The following is a 22,801-nucleotide window of genomic DNA, read 5'->3' as shown; positions in this document are numbered from 1 at the left end:
TGGGCTGATTTTTTTACATATAATCCGTCCTATGACAATTGCTGTTCAGCAAATTCACGATACAAAGTATGTGTTTGTAAGAGGTTCTGGTGAGTCCCGATCCCAGTAACCTTTCCTGACTCAATAAAGATTATTTTATCAGCATCGATAATTGTAGATAATCGATGTGCAATCACAAAGGTAGTACGGCCATCCATCAACCTTGTTAATGCCTGCTGAACAATACCTTCTGATTGACTGTCCAGGCTTGCTGTTGCTTCGTCCATCATCAGGATTTTAGGATTACGCAAAAATGCCCTAGCAATAGCAATTCGTTGTCTTTGACCACCGGATAATTTTACGCCACGCTCGCCGACTTCCGTATCCAGCCCTTTTGAAAATGTTTTAATAAACTGGTCAGCATATGCCATTTCGGCAACTTCCCAAAGACGTTCATCAGGTATTTCTTCCGATTCACTTAAACCATAACAAAGATTTTCCCGAATCGTCCCAGCCATCATGGCGCTTTCCTGAGAAACATAGCCTATTTGACTGCGCCATGATTCCAAAGATATAGTGTTTATGGGAGTTTTGCCGATCAGTATTTCCCCTTTAGTTGGTTCATAAAATCGTTCAATCAACCCAAATATAGTTGTTTTTCCACCACCACTTGGACCAGCGAAAGCTATCATTTCCCCTGGTTGCGCTTCAAGTGATACATTCTTCAGCACTGGCTCATCTGTACTATAAGAAAAAGAAACGTCGCGAAAAACAACAGGAAGATTGGTTACATCTTTATCACTGCCTTCATGACTGCCTTCCAATGGCACTTCCAATATATCGATAATACGTTCTGTAGCTCCTTTTGCTTTTTGTAATTGGGTGAAAAACATCGCAAACGATGTAATAGGGTAAATGATTTGAAATAAGTAAAGTAAAAATGCTACAAGTGAACCTGTTGACATGGAACCCTCTGCAACCCGAATCCCGCCATAACCAATTATAACCACTATTACTACCATGACGATGAGGTAGATAAGTGGACCGATTAGAGCAAAAACCCGTGCTTCCTTTAAACCAAACCCAAGCAATTTTCCAATCCCAGTTATTCCTCTTTTATCTTCGACTTTTTCTGCCGTTGATGACTTCATCAAACGAATTTCGCTAAGTGTTTGTTGAATATTACTTGTGAAGTTTGCAGTTTCATCTTGCAAGCCTCGGGAAATTTTTGCCATTTTTCTGCCGAGCGGCAACATGATAAGTACAGTTACTGGAACAGAAATTAACATCAATAATGTCATTTTCCAATCCATAACAAACAGAATTATGACCGCACCTATAATAGAAATAACTCCTGTTATGAATTGGGGAAAGTGTTGTGAAATTAAATCCCTAACGATACCAGTATCGTTCACAACACGACTTACGGATTCACCACTAGCTGTCTTATCCGAATAACTAACAGGCAATCGAATGAGCTTTACCCACATAATTTCACGCAATTTCGCCACAATCTGCTGACCTACTGCAGCCAATAGATAAGTGGAGAATCCATCGACGACCCCTTGTAAGATAAATACTAAACCAATTACAATCATGAGAGTAATACTGATAGATGAAGCTGAAAAGCCGTCTACTAACTCCCTGGTAAGTAACGGTATTGAAAGGCCAACTAGCGTTGTGATAACACTCATAATTAAACCAGTTGTTAACGCAACTTTAGGGATATTAGTTGATAATATTAGGGATATAAATGGCTTAATACTGTCTTTTTGTTGTTTCTTCATACGATAGAACTCCTGTCTGTTATTTTATGTGCAAATATGTCTTCATTATATAACAAGAGTACAGGCAGTGGGAAACGGTATTAACCTGCGTAATTGTTTCGAGCAAGTTTTCTTTAAAGTAAAAAAGCTTTCTTAATGATAAAATGGTAGAACTAAATATAAATTTAAATTAGTAATTGGGGGGAATACAAGATGACCACAAATACGATTCATAAAAAAGAAAAGACCCCTCGAATCCATATGATACAAAGGGGGATAGCTGTAGGTTTTCCTATCATGCTAGGTTATTTACCTATTGCTGTTACGTATGGAGTATTGGCTAAACAAGCAGGTATGAGTCTAGTTGAATTAACCAGTATGAGTATTTTCGTTTTCGCAGGTGCAAGTCAATTTATGGCAGTTAATATGATTGCTGCCAGTGCAGGAATACTGGAAATAATAGTTGCTACTTTTGTCTTGAATTTCCGCCATTTTGTAATGAGTTTGTCCTTTATGAATAGGTTGCAAGGTATTGGACTAAAATACAAAGTTCCTTTATCATTAGGGTTGACTGATGAGACTTTCGCCATGTCATCGCTACATACAGAAGAAGCTAAGATGGAGAAGGGTTTCCTCTTTTATACTTCATTAATTTTAACTGCCTACTTTTCATGGGTAACCGGATCGTTCCTAGGTGGAGTTCTGGGAGAAATTATTCCTGCTCAATTAAGCCAAAGCATGGGAATAGCACTATATGCAATGTTCATTGGATTACTGATCCCATCCGTAAAAAAACAAATGCGTGTTGGAATTATTGCTGTTTTTGCGATGCTGATTAACGTATTGTTCAGCCAGTTCACAAGTGAGGGCTGGGCCATAGTATTTGGTACTGTAATTGGAGCGGCTAGTGGGATTTTTCTGCTAAAGGAGGATCCAAAATGATTTTTATAATTATTATTGGAATGTCTTTGGTTACCATGATACCTAGAATTGTACCAGCGTACATTGTTGATCGGCTTCAATTTCCCGATTGGTTAAATCGATGGTTAAACGCTATTCCGTACGCTGCACTCGGGGCATTAATCTTTCCTGGGATATTATCCATCCGTTCTGAACAACCACATGTAGGAATTATTGGTGGATTAGTTGCTATAGTACTTGCTTATGTTGGATTGAACGTCATTTTCGTTGTTATAGGTGCGATTGCAGCAGTTTTTGTCCTAAGTATATAATTAATGATCAGAAAATTTTAACAAAAGAGTTTGATGGGGGTTAGATGATGTTTAGAACGAGAAAAGCCGAATATAAAGATGCGGAAGCGATTGCAGATGTACATATCAGCAGTTGGAAAAGTACCTATCATGATTTGTTGGATGAGAAAGATATAACAAATATCACCTATGAAAACAGATTAGCTCTTTGGGAAACTGTTTTAAGGATTCAAAAAGATGAGCAATGTACGTATGTTATTGAAAATGAAGAAAAAATAGTTGGCTTTATAAATGGTGGACCCGAACGAACAAAACGATTTAATTATGACACTGAAATATATACGATCTACTTATTAGATGAATTTCAACGTTTAGGCTTAGGAGCAGATTTATTAAACGTTTTTGCTGAAGATATGAAAACAAAAGGTAATAATTCACTCCTGGTTTGGGTATTAAAACAAAATCCTACAAGTAAATTTTATGAAAGATACGGCGCTAAACCAGTTGGCGAAGAAGAAACAACTATTGGTGAAGGTACATATCAAGAGACTGCATATGGCTGGGAAAGTCTTGATGGATTATTAGACGTATTAAAGAAAAATAAAAGCTAAAAGGCATGTTTTACTGCCTCTTAGCTTTTATTTTTCTAAAAATGGCTCAATATGAATATGAGCATAATGGATGTTGTGTTTTTGCGCCAGGAGATTTTCAATGCTCACCGTAATATCGTGGCTTTCTTTAACATTTAAATCAGGACTAACAAGAATTACAATATCAATAAAGGATTGATTGCCATGAATACGACCTTTTACATCTTTCACTTCTTTTACATCTTCTACCTTAGCAATACTCTTTTTTATTCTGAATAGAAACTTCTCATCGAAGCCATCTGTGAGCGTATGAGTTGAGTCTTTAAATATATCCCAAGCGGTTTTACAGATAATAAAACCAACCAGTAAACCTGCAATTGGATCCAGCCAAAACAGCCCTACCTGTGCCCCAAGTATACCTACAAAAGCTCCCATACTTACGTAAGCGTCTGATTTATTATCCTGAGCTGCCGCATGTAGAGAAGTACTCTCTATTTTCTTTGCGAGTTTCACATTGTACCGGTAGACGCAATACATAACAATAGCAGCTGCAAATGCTGTCCATGCTGTGAGCATAGAAGGTTGTGCGTTTTCACCGAGTATTAACGCTTGGATTGTATCATAAATGACCTGTATTCCAACTGAGACCATAATAAATGCAGCAAACAATGAAGCGATTGTTTCTGCGCGATAATGCCCATAGTGGTGATCATGATCGGCAGGTTTTCTGGAAATTTTTAAACCTATTAAAACAGCAATAGAAGCAATAACATCGGTTGAGTTATTCAAACCATCCGCTTTTAATGCTTCAGAATTACCGTAGTAAGCAACAAGTAGTTTAATTACAGAAAGAACTAAATATGCACAGATGCTAATCCAAGCACCTTTCTCTCCTTTTTTTAAGTTCTCTGAATGTGTCATGAGTTCCTCCAATAAAAATTTCCTATTAATAATATAGCTATAACAGTCTATCAAAGCACGATACAGTGAGTCCAGAGAAACATTCAAGGGCGAGGGTATATCTATTGACTTGGTGAAATTAAGTTTCGCTTGACCAAATTTCGCTGCGAAAAAAAACTCAAAAATAAAATAATTTTTGTTGCAATTATTCCAAAAATTTAGGATAATAGAAAAAAGGGAACAAGGGGGCATGTTCCATGAAAAAGCAAAAGACATTTTACCGGTATTATCGATATGATGGCAAACCCATAGCAGCGAAACGTGAAATTTCGTATGAGTTCAAATTAGTATCCAGATTATTGATGGATGAACTGTGCTTTAAATGGAATAAAGACAAGCTTGAAGATGCCATAAATCGTTCTATAGATCAGGGAGATAAAGAAAAATTCCTGGAGTTGAGTAAGGCATACAAACATTTTATTTGGGAATAAGTCAACTTCCAGTTGCCTTGCCTATTATAGGCAAGGCTATTTTACTGGATTGAACGAATTAAATATCATTTTTACGAATTTCCTGGGGGGGAAGAGAGTGAATGCAGCTACTCGATTGATGATGCACAAGCAAAATCTTGTACTAATCTTTATACTGTTTTTTTCAGTAATATTAGGTGTCGGAGCAGAATTAATTGTTGGAGCACCAACAATTAATTTAATAGCAATGGGAGCTGGGGGAGCAATTTGCCTGGCCGTGATTGGTTTATTTCATTATAAAAAAATATATACAAAATCAATTCCTTATGTGGCGATAATTAGTTTAACAAGTATTGCTTTTGTTATAATTATAAGCTCTGATTATGTTACAAACATGTTGTTTACTTTCTATGTGCTAGCAGTTGCAGCAATTTCAGTATCGTTAACTGTTTTAGTCACTGGAGGCGTATTAAGTCTAGGTCTACTTATCTTTTTTGTTGTAGAAAAAGGGGAAGTCATTGGATTTGATACTAGAGCCACAGCTATTACAATTGTTTTTTTTATCCTGGTTTTTGCGGTCCTGTTTATACAGGTTCGTGTAGCAAGAAAACTACTGACAGATATACAATTTTCCTTACTGGAAAGTGAAAAGCGGGAAACAGAACAGCAGAGGCTCACAAACATTGTTCAGAAAAGCGCTGAAGATGTAAGATCTCAAATGTCTAAACTTAAGGGTGAAAGTAATCAAAGTTTAAAATCACTAAAAGAGATGAGGATGTCTTTTCAGGAGATAACCGCTACTAGTCAATCGCAGGCTGAGTCTGCGTCTGAAATAACGGTTACAACTGATAATACTAAAACACTGCTTAATAAAATGACGGCATCCTTTGTAAGAAGTACAGCTGACGGGGAAGAATTAAAAGAACTGTCGATAACTGGTCACAAGTCAATGGATTCGTTAGCAAACATGATGAACAATTTTCATCAATCATTCGAAGGCTTAAACCATAACATGGAAAAGTTAGTAAATAGGATGCAGGAAAATAGAATCTTCACTTCGAAAATTCAAGATATAGCTGAACAGACAAATCTCCTTGCTTTAAATGCCAGTATTGAAGCAGCCAGAGCAGGAGAATCCGGTAAGGGGTTTGCAGTAGTTGCTGGAGAAGTCCGCAAGCTTGCTGAGGTCTCTCAAACCACAGCGAAACAGATTAGAGAAAACCTCACTATTATAGAAGAAGACGCTTTACAGGCACAAACACAAGTTAATGATAATAAGGATCAGCTGAAAGTCAGCGCTGAAAATGTAAATAAAACGAAAAATGATTTTGAAAAAATAACAAGTCAGCTTATTAATTTCATAAAGTACTTGGGTTATCTGGCTAAACAGGCAAAGGAAATTGAACATTCTTCAGAGACAATTGATCAATCCGTTGAAGACTTAGCAGGTGTTATCGAAGAGACCACTGCAACTATTCAACAACTGGAAGCTGTGTTAGATCAGCAGGTTGATCATATGGATAACCTTTCGTATGCAATAGAACATACAAATCAAACGGCAGCATCTTTAAAAGAAATATAGAAATATTTAACAAATAGAACTTATTTTTTGGTATGCTCAACCTAGAAAAGAGGTGTTCTGAAAAATATGGATAAGAAAACTGTTCGGAGTTGGATGTTGTATGACTTTGGTAATTCTGCTTTTTCTACAACAATTATGGCGGCGGTTCTTCCAGTATTCTATTACGATGTTGCAGCTGCAGGATTAGACGACTCCTTGGCAACAAGCTATTGGGGTTATTCCCAATCTATAGCAGTATTGATAGTCGCAATCCTAGCTCCTTTATTAGGAGCAATAAGTGATTACTCCGCTTCCAAGAAAAAGTTTCTTCGGTTTTTCGCGTTTATGGGTATGATTGCCAGTATTTTGTTAGGATTTATTGGTGAGGGAGATTACATGTTTGCTTCACTTTTACTAATAATTGGAACAATTGGTTTCTCAAGCGCTAACATCTTTTATGATGCATTTTTACCTGAAATTGCTACAGATGATGATATGGACAAAATATCTGCGAATGGCTTTGCTTTTGGATATATAGGTGGGGGAATATTACTTGCAATAAATATTTTAATGATATTGAAATATCAGTGGTTTGGAATACCTAATGCTACTGTAGCCAGTCAATTATCCTTTGTGTCAGTAGGTATCTGGTGGTTTATTTTCTCCATTCCCTTACTTAAAAATATCAAAGAAGAGAAGAAAGCCCCAGTAAAACGGGATAAGTCTTATGTCTCCATTGGTTTTACAAGGGTGACAACAACATTTAAAGAAATCAAACAATATAAGCAATTATTAATTTTCCTATTAGCATTTTGGATGTACAATGATGGTATTTCTACCATAATTAAAATGGCAACGATTTATGGTCGGGATATTGGTATAGACTCAAATTCACTAATTGCCGCCTTGTTAATCACGCAATTTGTTGGTATTCCATTCACGTTCTTATTTGGATGGATAGCAAAAAAAATAACTGCTAAAAAAGCTTTGATGATTACACTTTATATCTATATTGGTATCGTTATCTTGGGCTATTTTATGACGACAGCACTTCATTTTTATTTGTTAGCAGTTTGTGTTGGCTTAGTCCAGGGTGGTGCACAATCTTTAAGCAGATCTATTTTCGGAAGAATGGTTCCAGCGAACAAACACGGAGAATTCTTTGGGTTTTATGGTATTTCCTCAAAGTTCGCTGCCATTTTTGGACCGTTTTTATTTGCATTAGTAGGTCAATTAACCGGATCAAGTCGACTGGGAATTATTTCATTAGTTGTATTTTTTGTTCTGGGAATTATACTATTACGATTTGTAAATATAGAAAAAGGTATGGCAGAAGCCAATAAGCTTACGAATCCTGAAGACGAAGTAGTAGTGAAACCAAAATAGAAAAACGCAAACGACTTTATAGTCGTTTGCGTTTTTTTGAGTATAAGTAATATTCATCATAACTTCAGGATATACGATTAAACAATTGGCTCACTATACTTATTTCTTAAGTTCAATTCCAGCGGTTTACCTGTATCATATGAAATATTTCCTATTAAAGTCTTAATCTGTTCTTCTTTGGAGTGTAATGGATTATCCCAATAAGCTAATATTTCGCTGAGAATTTCGATTCCTTCTGCACGACCAATTTCATAAAGTTCTAAAAAGCTTTGAGATGAGGGTTCATTTGTTGCTGGATGATGCCATGTATTTTCTTTCTCATTCAGGTAATCCACATTATTTTTAATAGGCTGATGGGAATAGGAAGAAATAAGCGATTTAAGCAAAACATTTTTCCATCCATAAGGATCGGAAAGTATTTTTAAAGCTAATTTCATATCACGGTAAGACTTTTGAATGTATGAAGCAGAATCAGGACAAACTTCCGGATAATGTTTTTTGATTTTTGATTGCAATAATTGCTTGATTTCTTTGTCAAGCGTATATCCAACATCTATTTCTTTATGAACATGAGCTTTCCATGTTTTCATGTTATGAAATTTATCCATCATGACGGTATCAATCTTAACTTCCAATTCTTGATGTTTACTGCCTTCATAACCCGCTCTATAGTGAATATATGGATGTGTATTCCGGTCTAAAATATGATGGGTTACAAAACCAAATACATATGCTTTAACCTTCGAATCCATATTAGCTGCTGAAATTACTAAATCTAATAAAAACTCTCCACATTTTTTCGTGTGCAGGGCCATACCAATAGCACTCACTGATTCATCTTTATTCCATGGCCAAAAATTATAGTAAAAAAATGGATCTGGGCCTTGAGCACCTAATTTCATATATGCTTCATGCTGGAAAAATGGTGTCGGATTGTTAATCGTATCGACAACTTCTTCACAAAAGAGCATATGAGTCCATATATTCGGCATGATGAAATCCTCCTTAAACTAACCGTTGCAAAACATATAATATAACTTCGAAGACTTCTGCAAGAATAAAGTGTGACGTTATGTAGAAATTAAGTATAACTCTAATTGCCTTCTAAGATAAATCTTTTGTATGTTCTTCTATTATTATAAAAGAATTTACAGCCAATAGGAAAGGAAATTTTCATATTATAAACTATATGTACTTTTTCTGTAACAATTTATGTGTCTCTTTTTTCTAATTATCGGCAAAATTTGTTACAATAGATTAGAGTAAGTCAGCATTTACATATAGGAGGCAACAAAATGGACTATCGGATTGAAAGAGATACGCTTGGCGAGATACAAGTACCTGCAAATAAATTTTGGGGTGCGCAAACTGAGCGGAGTAAACAAAATTTTCCTATTGGAAATGAAAAAATGCCAGCGGAAGTTATAAAAGCATTTGCTGTATTGAAAAAGAGTGCGGCTAAAGCAAATACAGAATTAGGTTTAATGGAGAAGAAAAAGTATGAAGCAATTGAATATGCTGCAAATCAAATTATTGAAGATAAAATTACAGATCACTTTCCATTAGTTGTATGGCAAACCGGAAGTGGAACGCAATCAAATATGAATGTTAATGAAGTAATTGCATATGTAGGAAATGAATGGTTGCAGAGTGAAAACAGTGATGTAAAGCTTCATCCAAATGATGATGTAAACAAATCACAAAGCTCGAATGATACGTATCCTACTGCAATGCATATTGCAGCAGTCTTAAAACTGGAGGATGAGGTTTTACCTGCAGTGCAAAAATTGAAAGATTCAATCAAAGTTAAGATGGACGCTTTCGGTGAAATCGTAAAAATAGGACGTACACATCTGCAGGATGCAACTCCATTAACTTTAGGGCAAGAATTCAGTGGTTGGCATCGGATGCTGGAAAAGTCAGAAATGATGATTCGTGAAAGTCTTCACCACTTAAAAGAACTTGCCATTGGTGGTACCGCAGTTGGTACAGGGTTAAATGCACACCCTGAATTTTCAGGGAAAGTCTGTGAAGCAATAAACGAATATACAGGTAACAGTTTTATCTCAGCACCTAATAAGTTTCATGCATTAACAAGCCACGATGAAACCGTATATGCACATGGAGCACTTAAGGGACTAGCAGCAGACCTGATGAAGATTGCAAATGATGTTCGCTGGCTAGCAAGTGGACCACGTTGTGGAATTGGAGAAATTGTAATTCCTGCTAACGAACCAGGAAGCTCGATCATGCCTGGAAAAGTTAATCCTACTCAGAGTGAGGCTGTGACTATGGTAGTTGCACAGGTGATGGGGAATGATGCCACTATAGGTTTTGCAGCTAGTCAGGGTAACTTCGAACTAAATGTATTTAAGCCGGTTATAGCATATAATTTCCTTCAATCCTGTCAGTTGCTTGCTGACAGCATGCTTTCGTTTGATGAACGTTGTGTACAAGGGATTGAACCAAATCATGAACAAATCGAAAAAAATCTGAATGATTCCTTAATGCTGGTTACAGCGCTTAATCCGCATATTGGTTATGAGAATGCAGCAAAAATTGCTAAAACTGCATTTGCTGATAACGCGACATTAAAAGAAACTGCGGTTAAGTTAGGACTTTTATCTGAAGAAGAATTTGACAAATATGTAAATCCAAAAGAAATGACGTATCCAAAATAATTTATTTTTTTCAAAAGCCTATTACATCAAACGTAGTAGGCTTTTTTTCACATGTCTTAATTCCCATAATTTCCAACATTTATCTGTGATAACTTTCGACCGAATGTAAACAATATAGTTACAGGAGGTGATATCATGGCTAATAACAAATCAAATCAATTAGTAGTACCTGGAGTACAACAAGCTCTTGACCAAATGAAGTATGAAATTGCTCAAGAATTTGGAGTTAACTTAGGTCCAGACACTGCTTCACGTGCTAACGGTTCTGTTGGTGGTGAAATTACAAAGCGTCTAGTTCAAACAGCTCAACAACAACTTAACGGACAACAACCTAGATAACATGGCCTTCGGCTGGAGCACCCCTCCAGTCCAACCAAATAAAAAAAGGGACTGTCTTAGCGACGGTCCCTTTCTAGTTATAGTATTATCTTATTCTTTGTTCATCTTCTGCATTGAAAAAATGTGCTTTATTCATATCAAATGCAAGCGTTAATTCTTCTCCACCGTCTATATCTGAACGGGAATCAATTCGAGCGATAAAGTCCTGTTCATTAAGTTTCGAGTAAAGATACGTTTCTGCCCCCATCAACTCAGCTACATCAATTGTTGCAGTGAACTTTGTTTCCGGTGCAGCTTCGATGAACAATGGCTCATCATGAATATCTTCAGGGCGAATTCCTAGAATGACTTCTTTGTCAATGAAATCCTGTTCGCGGAGAGTTTTCATTTTACCTTCAGGAACTCTAATTTTCACATCATCCATAACAAAAAATCCATCAGTCAGTTTTCCATTTAAAAAGTTCATAGAAGGAGAACCGATAAAACCACCAACAAATATATTCTCAGGTTTATCGTAAACCTCTTTTGGTGCACCAACCTGTTGTATAATACCATCTTTCATTACTACGAGACGAGTAGCCATTGTCATAGCTTCGGTTTGGTCATGTGTTACATAGATAGTAGTAGTCTGCAAACGTTTGTGAAGCTTTTGAATTTCAGCGCGCATTTGCACACGTAATTTTGCATCAAGATTGGAAAGTGGTTCATCCATCAGGAAAACTTTTGCATCCCGTACGATAGCGCGTCCTAAAGCAACACGCTGACGCTGACCACCTGATAATGCTTTAGGTTTTCGATCCAAGTAGGATTCAAGGCCAAGTATTTTCGCAGCGTTTTGTACACGACGGTCAATTTCATCTTTTTTAAATTTACGAAGTTTTAAGCCGAAAGCCATGTTGTCATATACATTCATATGTGGATAGAGCGCGTAGTTCTGGAAAACCATTGCAATATCTCGGTCTTTTGGTGCTACATCGTTCATTTTTCTATCATCAATTAATAATTCTCCACCAGTTATCTCTTCAAGGCCAGCAATCATGCGAAGCGTAGTTGATTTACCACAACCTGATGGACCAACAAAGACAATGAATTCTTTATCTTTAATATGTAAATTAAAATCATCAACTGCAATTACTTTTTTATCGTATGATTTTTGAATATGGTCCAATCGTAACTCTGCCATTTCATTACCCCCAAAATTTATGTTATATCCAGTTTATTAAATAGCAGATCGACTGTATATGTAAAACATGCACAAAGATACGGAACATCTTTGTGCATGTTTTTAACATATGGATTATTTTTTAGTAGCCAGGGCAAGAAATACTGTAGCAGCTTGATGGAACTGACGAATATCAACACCTGTTTTTTCTATGAATTTATCTATTCGATACTGTAAGCTGTTCCGATGCATGTACAATTCCTTGGCGGTAAGCGTTATATTTAGATTGCACACAAAAAAAGTTTTAATTGTATTAATTAATTCTTTATCGTCTAACACTTCCTTTAATAAAAAGTGCCTGGTTTCTTCACGGAATGACGCATCAACTTGATCAACCAGTAAATATGGAAGAGCTTCATCGTAGGAAATAACCAGTTTATCAGAATATGCAAAAGCCGTTGAAGCACCTTTAATAAGTAGTGTATAAAGTTGTTTAGCATCTTCTAACTCCGTCAGAAAGGGTCCGACAAAGAAACGTATTTTAACATATAAATCACTCATTAAGATATCAATAATTTCATTATATTTAATTTGATCTTCACCGACAAGGGGTTCCTCCTCAATGATTATCCCCTGGTCATTTGTTAACCACAGAATGGGAAGCTGCTTTGAAAATATACTGTTTATAGCCTCCTTGAATAGAACTGAGTCAACGTCATTTTGCTGAAATGAAAAGTGCACAAAACGATAAGGAGTAATTTCCACATCACTAGAATACGAATTGTCATCATGAATAACACCGTGCCAGAATCTCTCTTTACTTGTCAACAACGATACGTTATATGTGTAAGGAGATAAAAAAGTACCTAACAATGCTTCGTCTTTAGACGTAAGTTCAAGTTTTTCAATTCCCAGGATTTCATCTTTATCTGTTATGTACCATTTGTATTCTTGTGGTGAACGTGAAAAATCCGAATCAAACGCAACTAAGGATGGGAAGATTTTTTTCAATTGATTAATCATAATACAGCCTCTTTCCTAAATACCTTGTAATTTATTATAACAATAGTTTGCATTTTGAAAAAGGAATGCTGATATATCATCGATTATTCGAAATGGTATACATGATACTTCTTGTTTGTTATAGTTATTCTAGACTGAAATTGAAGGAGGATCTATCTTGCCTAATATTTATGATAGTGCATACGAATTAGAAAAAGCAATTACTGAAAGTGAAGAATTTAAAGGATTACAAAGTGCTTACGACACAGTAATGAGTGACGAATCTGCTAAGCAAATGTTCGAAAACTTCCGTAATACACAAATGGAATTGCAGGAAAAACAAATGCAAGGTCAGGAAATTACAGAAGAAGAGGTAGAGAAAGCACGTCAGGTTGTTGAGTTAGTTCAGCAGCATGAAGATATCTCTAAGCTTATGGAACAAGAACAACGTCTTAATATGGTAATTAATGATGTAAGCCGCATTATTACAAAGCCATTAGAAGAATTATACGGAGCTAACGATTCAGACGAATCAGCTGAATAAGTAGAAGGACAGCCTGCATCTTTATGTAGGTTGTTTTTTTTACGTTAGCAGGTAAAAAAGTATAAATCCTTTCTTACTGCATACGTGCAACTAAAGCTTGGCGAATGCCGAGTTTTTCTGAAGTAATAAAGCATAAAGCAGGAATTTGTAAAGTATTGTAGAATGTAAAGATGACGCGAAAAATAAAATATGAGGAGTACGAAAATGAAAACAGTAATGTATGAGAGTATAGATCAAATTGGTTACATTTATTTAAATCGACCAGATAGATATAACGCACTTAATAAAGAGATGCTGATTGAATTATTGGAAGTAGTCGAGCAGGCTGAACAAAGTGATGATCGTATTATCATTATTAGTGGTAAGGGCAAAGCATTCTGTGCTGGCGGAGACGTTTCAATGATGACGGATTGGACGAATCAGGATTTCTACCATGAAGTGATGGATACGATTGAACAAATCACTTTAAAATTATATTTGATGCCAAAAATTGTTATCTCTGCAATCAATGGTGCAGCAGCAGGTTTGGGACTTAGTATAGCTCTAACTGCCGATTATGTTGTAGCTCAAAATGATGCAAAGTTAGGTATGCTCTTCTTAGGAGTGGGGCTGGCGCCTGATGGTGGGGGTCATTTTTGGTTGAAAGAGCGCTTAGGTGTTCATGGTGCAAAACAATTCATCTGGAGTATGGAACAAGTGAATGGAACAATTGCTTACTCCATGAACCTAGTTGATGAGGTAAGTGATCAACACGTAATAAATCATGCAGGTTCTCTTGCGAAAAAGCTTTTATTACAACCATTGAAATCAATGGTTAGTACGAAACTTATCTATCATAATGAAAAGAAAGAATCATTACAGCAATTCCTCGCTGAGGAAAAAAAGAACCAGTGGCAGTTAAGACAAACAAAAGACCACGAGGAAGGAGTAAATGCATTTCTTGAAAAAAGAAAACCAATCTTTATTGGTGAATAAAAAAACAGAGGTGGCGGATACCAAATGGTATTCGCCACCTCTGAACCATCACTTTTTATGCCTATCGATGAAATAAAACAAGCTTGGCTTCCGGTGATACACAACGGTGGGTATGTTCGGAGTAGCCCTCGTCTTCTAACCGGGCGTTTCCAACCTTTTTTGCTTCCTGATCATTTTCAGCAGTAAATGATTCATCCAGTAATTTTTCTCCAGTTTGCTTAAAAACCGTTAATACATATGTACGCATATTGGTTCCTCCTCGATTCGTGTAGTTAAATTTATTATATACATTCTCTAATAGTAACAAAAGTATTAACCATGTATAATGAATTTGACATTACATTCGAAACTTTATAGAAGATAAAACGTAAGACATGGTAGGAAGGGGATAGTGAAATGACATTAATAATTAACAATGTGACTAAAAGGTTCGGTGAGAATACTGCAGTAAATCACTTATCATTAGAAATTCCAGAAAAAGAAATGTTTGGTTTTCTTGGAGGTAATGGGGCTGGGAAAACAACTACATTTCGAATGATCCTAGGGTTGATGAATGTTTCTGGTGGCGAGATAACATGGAATGGTGAATCAATTAGTTATGAAAAAAGTCACCTTATTGGATACTTACCAGAGGAACGCGGCCTATACCCTAAATTAAAGGTGCGGGATCAGATCGTTTATTTGGGTAAATTGCGCGGGATGAAGAAAAGTGAAATTATCGTAGAGCTTGAAGCATGGCTAAAACGCTTTAAAGTACCGGAATATATAGATAAGAAGGTAGAAGAATTATCGAAAGGGAACCAGCAGAAGATCCAGTTTATTTCAGCAGTTATACATAAACCGAAATTATTAATTCTGGATGAACCTTTCTCAGGTCTTGATCCGATAAATGTGGAAATGTTAAAAGAGGCCGTGGTGGATTTAAAAGAAAAAGGAACATCGATTATTTTTTCCTCCCATCAGATGGACCATGTGGAAGAGTTATGTGAACATTTGTGTATTCTGCAGAAAGGGAAGCAAATTGTTCATGGTTCGCTGCGGGATATAAAAAAATCGTATGGTAAGAAAAATTTAATCATTCATGGAGATACAGATTTTCAATTTCTAAGAAACTTTGAAGGCGTAGTAAAATATAGACCACTTACAGGTGGATGTGAATTACAAATTGAAAATGAAGCAGTATCTCAATCTATCTTTGCAAGTTTACAAGGTCATGGGTTTATCCGTAAATTTGATTTGGAAGAACCAACGTTGAATGACATCTTTATCGAGAAAGTAGGTGCATCTTATGAATAAATTTTGGATTATTACGTCGCACACGTATATGACTCGATTTAAGTCAAAAGCATTTTTAATTAGTACCATAATTACACTTTTATTTGTAATTGGTCTAGCTAATTACCAAGCTATTTTTGACTCCTTTTCAGATGATAGTGCTCAAAAAATCGCCGTGATTGATGAAACTGGCAATCTATTTACCCCTCTGGAAACTAGTGTGGAAACAGCGAACGAGGATCTAGATCTTATTAAATACGAGAAATCCGAAGAAGCGGCAAAAACTGCCGTGGAGGAAGAAGATTACACAGCCTTAGTTACACTGTCTTTAAACGATAAACAACTCCCTGAAGCGTCGTATTTTGCTAATAACATTGCTGATTCTGCTGAACAAAACGATATCCAGCAGCAACTGCAACAATTAAAAGTGGCCGCAGCAACACAACAAGCAGGTCTTGATCAGACAGCAATTACAGAGATATATTCTCCTATGACTTTTAATAAAGTTGCACTTGATGAAAGCGCAAAGACTTCTGAGGAGCTGGACCAGGCACGAGGAATTGTTTACGTTATGCTTTTTGTGCTTTACATTTCAGTGATTACGTATGGAAATATGATCGCAACTGATGTTGCAACTGAAAAATCCTCGCGGGTTATGGAACTATTGATATCAAGTGTTTCACCTGTCACTCAAATGTTTGCAAAAATAATTGGGATTGCTTTACTGGGGTTAACCCAGGTAGGGTTACTGCTCGGTTTAGGTTATTTTATGATTGTATCCAAACAGGATGAGCTGACCAACGGTGCTTTTCAGTATTTTGGCATCGAGGGTGTTTCTGTGTCATTGTTTGTTTATGCATTAATTTATTTTGTTTTGGGTTATCTGTTATATGCAACATTAGCTGCAATGCTAGGCTCATTAGTAAGCAGAACAGAAGATGTCCAACAAATGATTATGCCGATGATTTTTCTTATCATGGTTGCATTCTTTATTGCAATGTTTGGATTAAGTGCTCCAGATTCAAGCTTTGTAGTTATTAGTTCATATATTCCTTTTTTTACACCAATGTTAATGTTTTTACGGGTTGGAATGCTGGATATCCCAGTCTGGGAAATAGCCTTATCATTTGGTATTTTAATTGGAACGATAATATTATTAGGGTTTATCGGAGCTCGTGTATATAAAGGCGGGGTTCTGATGTACGGTAAATCAAGTTCACTTAAAGATTTTAAAAAAGCATTTGCTCTGTCCAAAAAGGAATAGCATAGTAGAATCATGTACAAAATTATAGTATTCATATCATAATCCGAACAATCCTAGCGATTTCGTTCGGATTATTTATTATTCAACTCTCAGACATTAAAAATATAAGTAATGCAATAAGCGGTAGTTCTTGTAAATTTAAATATGTTACTTGACACGATTACAAATATATCTATGCTACTAGTTACTTTTGTCGTAGTTGATGTAAACTACGACGTAACTTTTAGTTTGCTTCCATAGCTGCCATCCAGGATCGTTGCGGGCGGATGCTTGCCGCGGGCACGGCTTCAGTCTCCTCGAGAAAGAGCGCTCTGCGGGGCCTTCAGACTCGTGCTGTTCCCGCAAGAGTCACCGCCCTCCACTTACCAGGACTGGTAAAGCTATTTAAGTCTTTGTTTTTTTATAAACTAATGCATTGTGAGATAGACAAGGTATGGAATTAATAAGTCCGTGATATTCAATTCTTGTCTAGAGATTGGAGCTGCTGGCAGTCGACTCCTGCGGGAGGAAAGGCATAGGTGAGACCCCGGAGTGCGTAAGCACGAGGAGGCTCACCAGCCGCCCGCGGAAAGCGACTGCCAGCAGCGGAAATCTCGTTGCTGTTACATTGTGGAAAATAACCAGCTGGTACTTCGCAGTATAGAGAAGATACGAAAATAGATCCACATTATTTTGTGCAAAAGGTTCCGTTTTCAGTGACCACGTACAGAACACTGTGGATCTGGGAATGAGGATTGTTGAAGCAAAGCATAGGGGAAGCTCTCGACAGTTGAAAACCTCATTAAAAGATAAGGAATTTTTTCTCTTCATATAGAACGTGCATTCGCATATAGAATTTGATAAAATAGAAAAAAAGTATTAAGTTGGGAGATTTATAAATATGTCAGAACAACTTTCATTTATACATGCAGCAGATCTTCACCTGGACAGTCCTTTTCAGGGATTAGTTAGCGTACCAGAAAAAATCTTTAAACAAATTCAGTCAAGTACATTCGATGCGCTGGACAATCTCATCCAAACTGCTATAACAAAAAAAGTGGACTTTGTCTTACTCGTAGGGGACCTGTTCGATAATGAGCGCCAAAGTTTAAGAGCACAGATTAAGCTAAAAAAAGCTTTTGAAGAATTACACACACATGATATAGATGTTTATCTATCATTTGGTAATCATGATTTTATTAGCGGTAATCCATATCCAGTTAAGTATCCAAATAACGTGTATATTTTTAATGAAGAAAGTGTAAGTCATTTTACTTTTAAAAAAGAAGGCAATCCATCCGCGAACATCTATGGATTCAGTTACGAGAGCAGATCAGTTTTACAGAATAAAAGTGAAGAGTTTATCGTCCATAATCCGGAAATTCCGTTTCATATAGCTATGCTCCATGGCAGCCTGTACAGCAATACAGAGCACGACACGTATGCACCTTTCTATATAAGTGAACTTGCGGATAAGGATTTTGATTACTGGGCACTTGGGCACATTCACCAGCGTGAAATAGTAAAAGAAACCCCTCCTATTATCTACCCAGGTAATATTCAAGGACGTAATCGCAAAGAATCCGGCAGCAAAGGCTGTTACCATGTCACATTAACGAAAAATAATGTGAATACTACTTACATCCCCACGCGATCACTAGAGTTTAATACATTGCATGTAGATGTTTCCAATTGTAGTGCTCCATATGAAATGGAAGAATTGATACAACACGCACTTGAGAGACAACGGTATGATATACCACAATTATTGACACTTGAGATTGTGGGTTCCAATTCTTCCTTAACTATATGGGAGCGGGATGGTTTAATTGATGAAGTGATAGATTTGTTTAATGAAACTTCGATAGAAAGCCAATGCTGGAATTTCATTTTTCGTTTTCAAGTGAATGTGCAGCCAAATTATAATGAACTGGAACTTAAAAAAGGTAATCACTTTATCGGCGAATTACTTAGAAGAAGTGATGACGCTTCAATTCATACGTATACCGAGGAGATTTATCGGCACAAACAAGCCCGGAAATACATCCACTCCATCACAAAAAATAATGAAGATTATGTAAGAAGGCAAGCAAAGGAACTGTTACTTAATGAGTTGTTGAAAGGCGAGGATTAATATGAAGTTTATACGTGCTAAAATATATGGATTTGCAAAATGGCATGATTATCAAATTGATTTTCAACCGGATGATCTTCATGTAATTTATGGAGAAAATGAATCCGGAAAATCTAGCCTTCAGCAGTTTATTCTATTCATATTATTTGGGCTTCAGCCAAAGAAGCGTGCACTATATCGTTCCAAAACAAGTGGGAAAATGGGAGGTTCACTTACTGTTTACGAAGAGTCAGTAGGTGAGTATACAATTGAAAGACTGGACGAGGTGCGGAATGGAGCAGCTAAATGTTTATTACCTAACGGTGTAGAGACTGATGAAGTATGGTTGAAAAATCGATTAAACGGGATGAATCGTCAAATTTACCAGTCCATCTACTCATTTGATGCGTTAGATTTAAACACGCTAAAAACGTTAAATGAAGAGGATCTAGGTGAGGTCCTGTTAGGTGTCAGTTTGACTGGATCTATCGATATTTATGCTGTTGAAAAGCGTTTGGAGAGCAAAATAAACGAATTATTCAAGCCGTACGGAAAAAAACCGGTGATTAATCAACAGCTTGATTATCTGGATGAGCTTACAGATAAAGTACATTCCTTTAAGAGTCAGGAAAAAAAGTACAATGAAAAAACAGCAGACCTAGACGAAACGAAGAATAAAATAGCGGAGCTTGAACATACAATCCGAGAAAAGAATAGAAAACTCTTAGAAACTGAAAAATTAAGACAAGCGCTTCCTAATCTACGGAAGCTGAACAATCATAAGAATGCACTAAAAACATATCCAAAAGTAATTCCATTTCCCGAAAATGGTATAAAAAGGTGGGAAGCTGTTAAAGAAAAAATACTTCCACTTAAAAGCGAACATAAAATCCTTCAAAAGAATCTCTCGGAATACAAGTATAAAATGGATGAAATAAAAAATTCGCTATTAGATGAAATGACATATAGGGAATTGCAACGTTTACTTGAAACACGAAGTACGTATAGTGAACAGGTAAAAGAAATTAACAATCTGGAAAATAAATTAAAGGAGCAGGAGATAAGTTTAAAAAATGAAATGAACAATATTGATACAAATCTCGCGCTTGAAGATTTGGAAGGGTTATCACTTACCTATCATACAGAAAATACCTGGAATCAATTAAATGAAGAAACACAGAAAATCCAATTTGAGCAGGAAAAATTAACGCAAGAGGAAGCAGTTCTACTAAGACAGGAGAAAGAGCTGAGTTCAAGCTTAGGTTCCTATCAGGAAAAGCAGTTATCTCCAGTTCAAGTAGATGAACTCTCCAATCGCATTACTAGTTATGAGACTACGCATAACTCAAAACTAGTAAACAAACAAACAGTAAATTTTGAAGCCTTTAAACATAAAAAAGAAAGAACATCTTTTCATTTATTTATTGGTAGTCTGTTGATTGGATTGATCTTTAGTCTCATTGGATTTTCAATTGAACGTACATGGAGCTATGGAATTGCATTGGTTTTATTAGTTATCGGAACTGTTCAATGGTTAGTTGCTAAACAATCAATTAAAGCAATGGATCAGTTAATGAACCATTCTTTTGAAAATGATGATGCTATACCTGTCACTTTGGAGGAAAAAAAAGAAGCAGAAAGTCTTTTGGCTATTCATGATGAAGCTACAAGTAAAAGTAAAATGATGGAAGATAAACTACAGACAAATAATATAGAAAAGATAAAGTGGCACGAAAGACATGAAATCATAGTACAAAAGGCGATAAGAATCGATGAAAGCATAGCTCAGCAACGAAAGCTGTTTCCTATTCTAGAATCAATCGAATTAACTAATTGGCCTTCCTTCTATCACGTTTTAAAGTCTATTTTAAAGCAGAAGCAAGAGTGGGTGAGAAATGTAGAAAAATTAGATAATTTGAAAGAAGAATCGTTATCTATCCCAGAAAAAGTAACAACGTTTTTAAATAAAAAGAATTGGGAAATAGAAGATAAAGCAACTGTTTCCCACTTTACATTTCTAGTAGAACAAAAGAAAAAACACGATGATTTCAAGCAACAGCTTGTACAGTATACCACATGGAAAAAAGCAGCTGACGAACAAATCAGCAGTGTAAATCAAAAACTGCAGACGTTTCAGCAGGAACTCGAAAATCTGATGAAGCTTGCTGAAACGGAAACGGAAGATGGATTTTATCAAAAGCACGCATTACTGGAAGATAAAAAGCAAGCTGAAGCAAAAGAAGCAGATACACTCGAACAATTAGATATGATTTTCTCTAAGGAGAAGATTTCTGAATTAGTAGCAGGTACATCATTGGATAATACGCAAATAGAGGAAGAGCAAAAAGACGTTCGCGGTAAATTAAAACTGGCTGAACAAGAACTCGAGGAAAAGCGACGTCAGTTAGCTTCTCTGCAAGCCGACCTGAATAACATGGAAAGTTCTGAAGAACACTCCCAAACGATGCATCGCTTTCATCTGGAAAATGCAGAACTAGTAAAATTAATAGATAGATGGGCAGTACTAAAAAGTGCAAAGGAAATGTTGGCGGAAACTAAGAATAATTACCGTGATAAATACATGTTACGAATAATGGATCAAACATCGGATTTCTTTTCCATACTAACCAATAATGCTTATACACATGTTTTTGCTCCATCAATGGAAAGACTAATTCAAGTGGAATCAGCAGACAGGTTGCGGTATTCGGTAAATGAATTATCTCAGGGTACCAGAGATCAACTGTATATTTCTTTAAGGCTGGCGATTAGTGAAGTAATGAGCGATTCACACAACATGCCATTTATCATTGACGATGCATTTGTTCATTTTGATGATAGTAGAATGGAACAGATGATAAATCTTATTACTGCTATTTCAGCCAATCGACAAGTTGTATTATTTACGTGTAAGAAGGAAATTATTAGCAATATAAATAAACGGAATATAACGCACCTGACGGAATCTATTCGCAAAATCTGATGTTTAATGATAAAATTTTCTGTAGATAAGCGTAAAATGAAATAATGGAGGGACATCCATTGCCTGAATTTGATGAGACAAGCGACTGGAAGCTATACGAAGAGACAAAAGAAAAATTTATCCAGGTTATTGCCAAGAATATGAATTTATATGGAATCACCTCCTCTGTAGGACGGTTGTACGGGGTTTTATACTTTTCAAAAGACCCTATGACATTAGATGATATGCGGGAAGCCCTCGAGATGAGCAAGACCAGCATGTCAACAGGAGTGCGTGCACTAACCGATATGAAGATGGTAGAATCCACTTTTAAAAAAGGTGTACGTAAAGATCTATATAAATCAGAGGAGGATTGGTACAAATCTTTCACTTCTCTATTTGGAAACCGCTGGCGTCACCATACGGAAACTAACATTGAAGAAGCCGACGAAGCTGTTGAAGAATTAATGAAGATTCAGGAATCTACAAACAATGAAGAGTTAAAGGAAACCATTAACAACGATATTGAAAGACTCCGATATGCTCAAAACTACTATAAATGGCTGATGAAGTTTATTCAGGTTATTGAGTCGGGGGAAATTTTTAATTTAATTCCAAAGAATATGGATGAGTAATGAAAAA

General features: G+C 36.2%; 21 protein-coding genes. 15 read left to right on the top strand and 6 right to left on the bottom strand.

Annotated features, from left to right (window positions below):
- Nucleotides 1-29 precede the first annotated feature (29 nt).
- Nucleotides 30-1,766, bottom strand: a complete 1,737-nt coding sequence (locus tag VBD025_RS17600; protein ID WP_430787879.1) for an ABC transporter ATP-binding protein — start codon at nucleotides 1,764-1,766, stop codon at nucleotides 30-32.
- A gap of 192 nt (nucleotides 1,767-1,958) precedes the next feature.
- On the opposite strand from VBD025_RS17600, the gene VBD025_RS17595 reads away from it, so the two are divergent.
- From VBD025_RS17595 to VBD025_RS17585, 3 genes are read left to right on the top strand one after another with little or no spacing between them, the layout of a single operon-like run.
- Complete coding sequence (locus VBD025_RS17595; RefSeq protein ID WP_430787877.1) at nucleotides 1,959-2,687, top strand: AzlC family ABC transporter permease; 729 nt, start codon at nucleotides 1,959-1,961, stop codon at nucleotides 2,685-2,687.
- Nucleotides 2,684-2,977 carry an AzlD domain-containing protein gene (locus VBD025_RS17590; protein ID WP_430787875.1) on the top strand — a complete coding sequence of 98 codons (294 nt, stop codon included), beginning with the start codon at nucleotides 2,684-2,686 and terminating at the stop codon, nucleotides 2,975-2,977. Before VBD025_RS17595 ends, VBD025_RS17590 begins: the two co-directional genes overlap by 4 nt.
- A gap of 44 nt (nucleotides 2,978-3,021) precedes the next feature.
- Nucleotides 3,022-3,567 carry a GNAT family N-acetyltransferase gene (locus VBD025_RS17585; RefSeq protein ID WP_430787873.1) on the top strand — a complete coding sequence of 182 codons (546 nt, stop codon included), beginning with the start codon at nucleotides 3,022-3,024 and terminating at the stop codon, nucleotides 3,565-3,567.
- Nucleotides 3,568-3,594: 27 nt separating this feature from the next.
- Here the strand turns inward: VBD025_RS17585 and VBD025_RS17580 are convergent, their stop codons facing one another.
- Nucleotides 3,595-4,467, bottom strand: a complete 873-nt coding sequence (locus VBD025_RS17580; protein WP_430787871.1) for a cation diffusion facilitator family transporter — start codon at nucleotides 4,465-4,467, stop codon at nucleotides 3,595-3,597.
- 236 nt (nucleotides 4,468-4,703) lie between these two features.
- Between VBD025_RS17580 and VBD025_RS17575 the strand changes: the two genes are divergently transcribed.
- The 3 genes from VBD025_RS17575 (at nucleotide 4,704) to VBD025_RS17565 (ending at nucleotide 7,863) form a co-directional block, all read left to right on the top strand.
- The gene (locus tag VBD025_RS17575; RefSeq protein WP_430787869.1) at nucleotides 4,704-4,937 is read left to right on the top strand and encodes an IDEAL domain-containing protein; all 234 of its coding nucleotides are present in this window, start codon (nucleotides 4,704-4,706) and stop codon (nucleotides 4,935-4,937) included.
- A gap of 97 nt (nucleotides 4,938-5,034) precedes the next feature.
- The gene (locus VBD025_RS17570; RefSeq protein WP_430787867.1) at nucleotides 5,035-6,498 is read left to right on the top strand and encodes a methyl-accepting chemotaxis protein; all 1,464 of its coding nucleotides are present in this window, start codon (nucleotides 5,035-5,037) and stop codon (nucleotides 6,496-6,498) included.
- 66 nt (nucleotides 6,499-6,564) lie between these two features.
- The gene (locus VBD025_RS17565) at nucleotides 6,565-7,863 is read left to right on the top strand and encodes an MFS transporter (protein WP_430787865.1); all 1,299 of its coding nucleotides are present in this window, start codon (nucleotides 6,565-6,567) and stop codon (nucleotides 7,861-7,863) included.
- A 77-nt stretch (nucleotides 7,864-7,940) separates the two neighbouring features.
- Here the strand turns inward: VBD025_RS17565 and VBD025_RS17560 are convergent, their stop codons facing one another.
- Nucleotides 7,941-8,855: a zinc dependent phospholipase C family protein gene (locus tag VBD025_RS17560; RefSeq protein WP_430787863.1), complete on the bottom strand. Its 915-nt coding sequence runs from the start codon at nucleotides 8,853-8,855 to the stop codon at nucleotides 7,941-7,943.
- A gap of 303 nt (nucleotides 8,856-9,158) precedes the next feature.
- Here VBD025_RS17560 and fumC point away from each other — a divergent pair, with 303 nt between their 5' ends.
- On the top strand, nucleotides 9,159-10,544 hold the full coding sequence (fumC, locus tag VBD025_RS17555) for a class II fumarate hydratase (protein ID WP_430787861.1): 1,386 nt from the start codon (nucleotides 9,159-9,161) through the stop codon (nucleotides 10,542-10,544).
- 135 nt (nucleotides 10,545-10,679) lie between these two features.
- Nucleotides 10,680-10,883, top strand: a complete 204-nt coding sequence (locus VBD025_RS17550; protein WP_430787859.1) for a small, acid-soluble spore protein, alpha/beta type — start codon at nucleotides 10,680-10,682, stop codon at nucleotides 10,881-10,883.
- 85 nt (nucleotides 10,884-10,968) lie between these two features.
- Here the strand turns inward: VBD025_RS17550 and VBD025_RS17545 are convergent, their stop codons facing one another.
- Both VBD025_RS17545 and VBD025_RS17540 read right to left on the bottom strand, forming a co-directional pair.
- Nucleotides 10,969-12,066 carry an ABC transporter ATP-binding protein gene (locus tag VBD025_RS17545; RefSeq protein ID WP_430787857.1) on the bottom strand — a complete coding sequence of 366 codons (1,098 nt, stop codon included), beginning with the start codon at nucleotides 12,064-12,066 and terminating at the stop codon, nucleotides 10,969-10,971.
- Nucleotides 12,067-12,180: 114 nt separating this feature from the next.
- Complete coding sequence (locus VBD025_RS17540) at nucleotides 12,181-13,068, bottom strand: PucR family transcriptional regulator (RefSeq protein ID WP_430787855.1); 888 nt, start codon at nucleotides 13,066-13,068, stop codon at nucleotides 12,181-12,183.
- Nucleotides 13,069-13,225: 157 nt separating this feature from the next.
- On the opposite strand from VBD025_RS17540, the gene VBD025_RS17535 reads away from it, so the two are divergent.
- Complete coding sequence (locus VBD025_RS17535; protein WP_430787853.1) at nucleotides 13,226-13,591, top strand: YlbF family regulator; 366 nt, start codon at nucleotides 13,226-13,228, stop codon at nucleotides 13,589-13,591.
- 204 nt (nucleotides 13,592-13,795) lie between these two features.
- On the top strand, nucleotides 13,796-14,566 hold the full coding sequence (locus VBD025_RS17530) for an enoyl-CoA hydratase (RefSeq protein ID WP_430787851.1): 771 nt from the start codon (nucleotides 13,796-13,798) through the stop codon (nucleotides 14,564-14,566).
- Between the two features lie 61 nt (nucleotides 14,567-14,627).
- Here VBD025_RS17530 and VBD025_RS17525 read toward each other — a convergent pair whose 3' ends face one another.
- Nucleotides 14,628-14,813: a YhzD family protein gene (locus tag VBD025_RS17525; protein ID WP_430787849.1), complete on the bottom strand. Its 186-nt coding sequence runs from the start codon at nucleotides 14,811-14,813 to the stop codon at nucleotides 14,628-14,630.
- A 149-nt stretch (nucleotides 14,814-14,962) separates the two neighbouring features.
- On the opposite strand from VBD025_RS17525, the gene VBD025_RS17520 reads away from it, so the two are divergent.
- The 5 genes from VBD025_RS17520 (at nucleotide 14,963) to VBD025_RS17500 (ending at nucleotide 22,794) form a co-directional block, all read left to right on the top strand.
- On the top strand, nucleotides 14,963-15,862 hold the full coding sequence (locus VBD025_RS17520; RefSeq protein WP_430787847.1) for an ABC transporter ATP-binding protein: 900 nt from the start codon (nucleotides 14,963-14,965) through the stop codon (nucleotides 15,860-15,862).
- A complete protein-coding gene (locus VBD025_RS17515) occupies nucleotides 15,855-17,105 on the top strand; it encodes an ABC transporter permease (RefSeq protein ID WP_430787843.1) in 1,251 nt (416 codons plus the stop codon). Before VBD025_RS17520 ends, VBD025_RS17515 begins: the two co-directional genes overlap by 8 nt.
- Before the next feature lie 880 nt (nucleotides 17,106-17,985).
- The gene (locus tag VBD025_RS17510) at nucleotides 17,986-19,218 is read left to right on the top strand and encodes a metallophosphoesterase family protein (RefSeq protein WP_430787841.1); all 1,233 of its coding nucleotides are present in this window, start codon (nucleotides 17,986-17,988) and stop codon (nucleotides 19,216-19,218) included.
- Between the two features lies 1 nt (nucleotide 19,219).
- Complete coding sequence (locus tag VBD025_RS17505; RefSeq protein WP_430787839.1) at nucleotides 19,220-22,180, top strand: AAA family ATPase; 2,961 nt, start codon at nucleotides 19,220-19,222, stop codon at nucleotides 22,178-22,180.
- Nucleotides 22,181-22,239: 59 nt separating this feature from the next.
- Entirely contained in the window at nucleotides 22,240-22,794 is a 555-nt protein-coding gene (locus VBD025_RS17500) for a GbsR/MarR family transcriptional regulator (protein WP_430787837.1), read from the top strand.
- Nucleotides 22,795-22,801: the final 7 nt, after the last annotated feature.

Source organism: Virgibacillus flavescens (assembly GCF_050574275.1).
In the GTDB taxonomy this organism is placed as follows: domain Bacteria; phylum Bacillota; class Bacilli; order Bacillales; family Amphibacillaceae; genus Virgibacillus_F; species Virgibacillus_F flavescens.
The sequence above is the reverse complement of the archived record's forward strand: the minus strand, read 5'-3'. Positions and strand labels throughout refer to the sequence as shown.

Bases quoted from the DNA above. Each gene is read 5' to 3' on its own strand.
- VBD025_RS17600 (WP_430787879.1), bottom strand. From the start codon at position 1,766: ATGAAGAAACAACAAAAAGACAGTATTAAGCCATTTATATCCCTAATA.
- VBD025_RS17595 (WP_430787877.1), top strand. From the start codon at position 1,959: ATGACCACAAATACGATTCATAAAAAAGAAAAGACCCCTCGAATCCAT.
- VBD025_RS17590 (WP_430787875.1), top strand. From the start codon at position 2,684: ATGATTTTTATAATTATTATTGGAATGTCTTTGGTTACCATGATACCT.
- VBD025_RS17585 (WP_430787873.1), top strand. From the start codon at position 3,022: ATGATGTTTAGAACGAGAAAAGCCGAATATAAAGATGCGGAAGCGATT.
- VBD025_RS17580 (WP_430787871.1), bottom strand. From the start codon at position 4,467: ATGACACATTCAGAGAACTTAAAAAAAGGAGAGAAAGGTGCTTGGATT.
- VBD025_RS17575 (WP_430787869.1), top strand. From the start codon at position 4,704: ATGAAAAAGCAAAAGACATTTTACCGGTATTATCGATATGATGGCAAA.
- VBD025_RS17565 (WP_430787865.1), top strand. From the start codon at position 6,565: ATGGATAAGAAAACTGTTCGGAGTTGGATGTTGTATGACTTTGGTAAT.
- VBD025_RS17560 (WP_430787863.1), bottom strand. From the start codon at position 8,855: ATGCCGAATATATGGACTCATATGCTCTTTTGTGAAGAAGTTGTCGAT.
- fumC (WP_430787861.1), top strand. From the start codon at position 9,159: ATGGACTATCGGATTGAAAGAGATACGCTTGGCGAGATACAAGTACCT.
- VBD025_RS17550 (WP_430787859.1), top strand. From the start codon at position 10,680: ATGGCTAATAACAAATCAAATCAATTAGTAGTACCTGGAGTACAACAA.
- VBD025_RS17545 (WP_430787857.1), bottom strand. From the start codon at position 12,066: ATGGCAGAGTTACGATTGGACCATATTCAAAAATCATACGATAAAAAA.
- VBD025_RS17540 (WP_430787855.1), bottom strand. From the start codon at position 13,068: ATGATTAATCAATTGAAAAAAATCTTCCCATCCTTAGTTGCGTTTGAT.
- VBD025_RS17530 (WP_430787851.1), top strand. From the start codon at position 13,796: ATGAAAACAGTAATGTATGAGAGTATAGATCAAATTGGTTACATTTAT.
- VBD025_RS17525 (WP_430787849.1), bottom strand. From the start codon at position 14,813: ATGCGTACATATGTATTAACGGTTTTTAAGCAAACTGGAGAAAAATTA.
- VBD025_RS17520 (WP_430787847.1), top strand. From the start codon at position 14,963: ATGACATTAATAATTAACAATGTGACTAAAAGGTTCGGTGAGAATACT.
- VBD025_RS17515 (WP_430787843.1), top strand. From the start codon at position 15,855: ATGAATAAATTTTGGATTATTACGTCGCACACGTATATGACTCGATTT.
- VBD025_RS17510 (WP_430787841.1), top strand. From the start codon at position 17,986: ATGTCAGAACAACTTTCATTTATACATGCAGCAGATCTTCACCTGGAC.
- VBD025_RS17505 (WP_430787839.1), top strand. From the start codon at position 19,220: ATGAAGTTTATACGTGCTAAAATATATGGATTTGCAAAATGGCATGAT.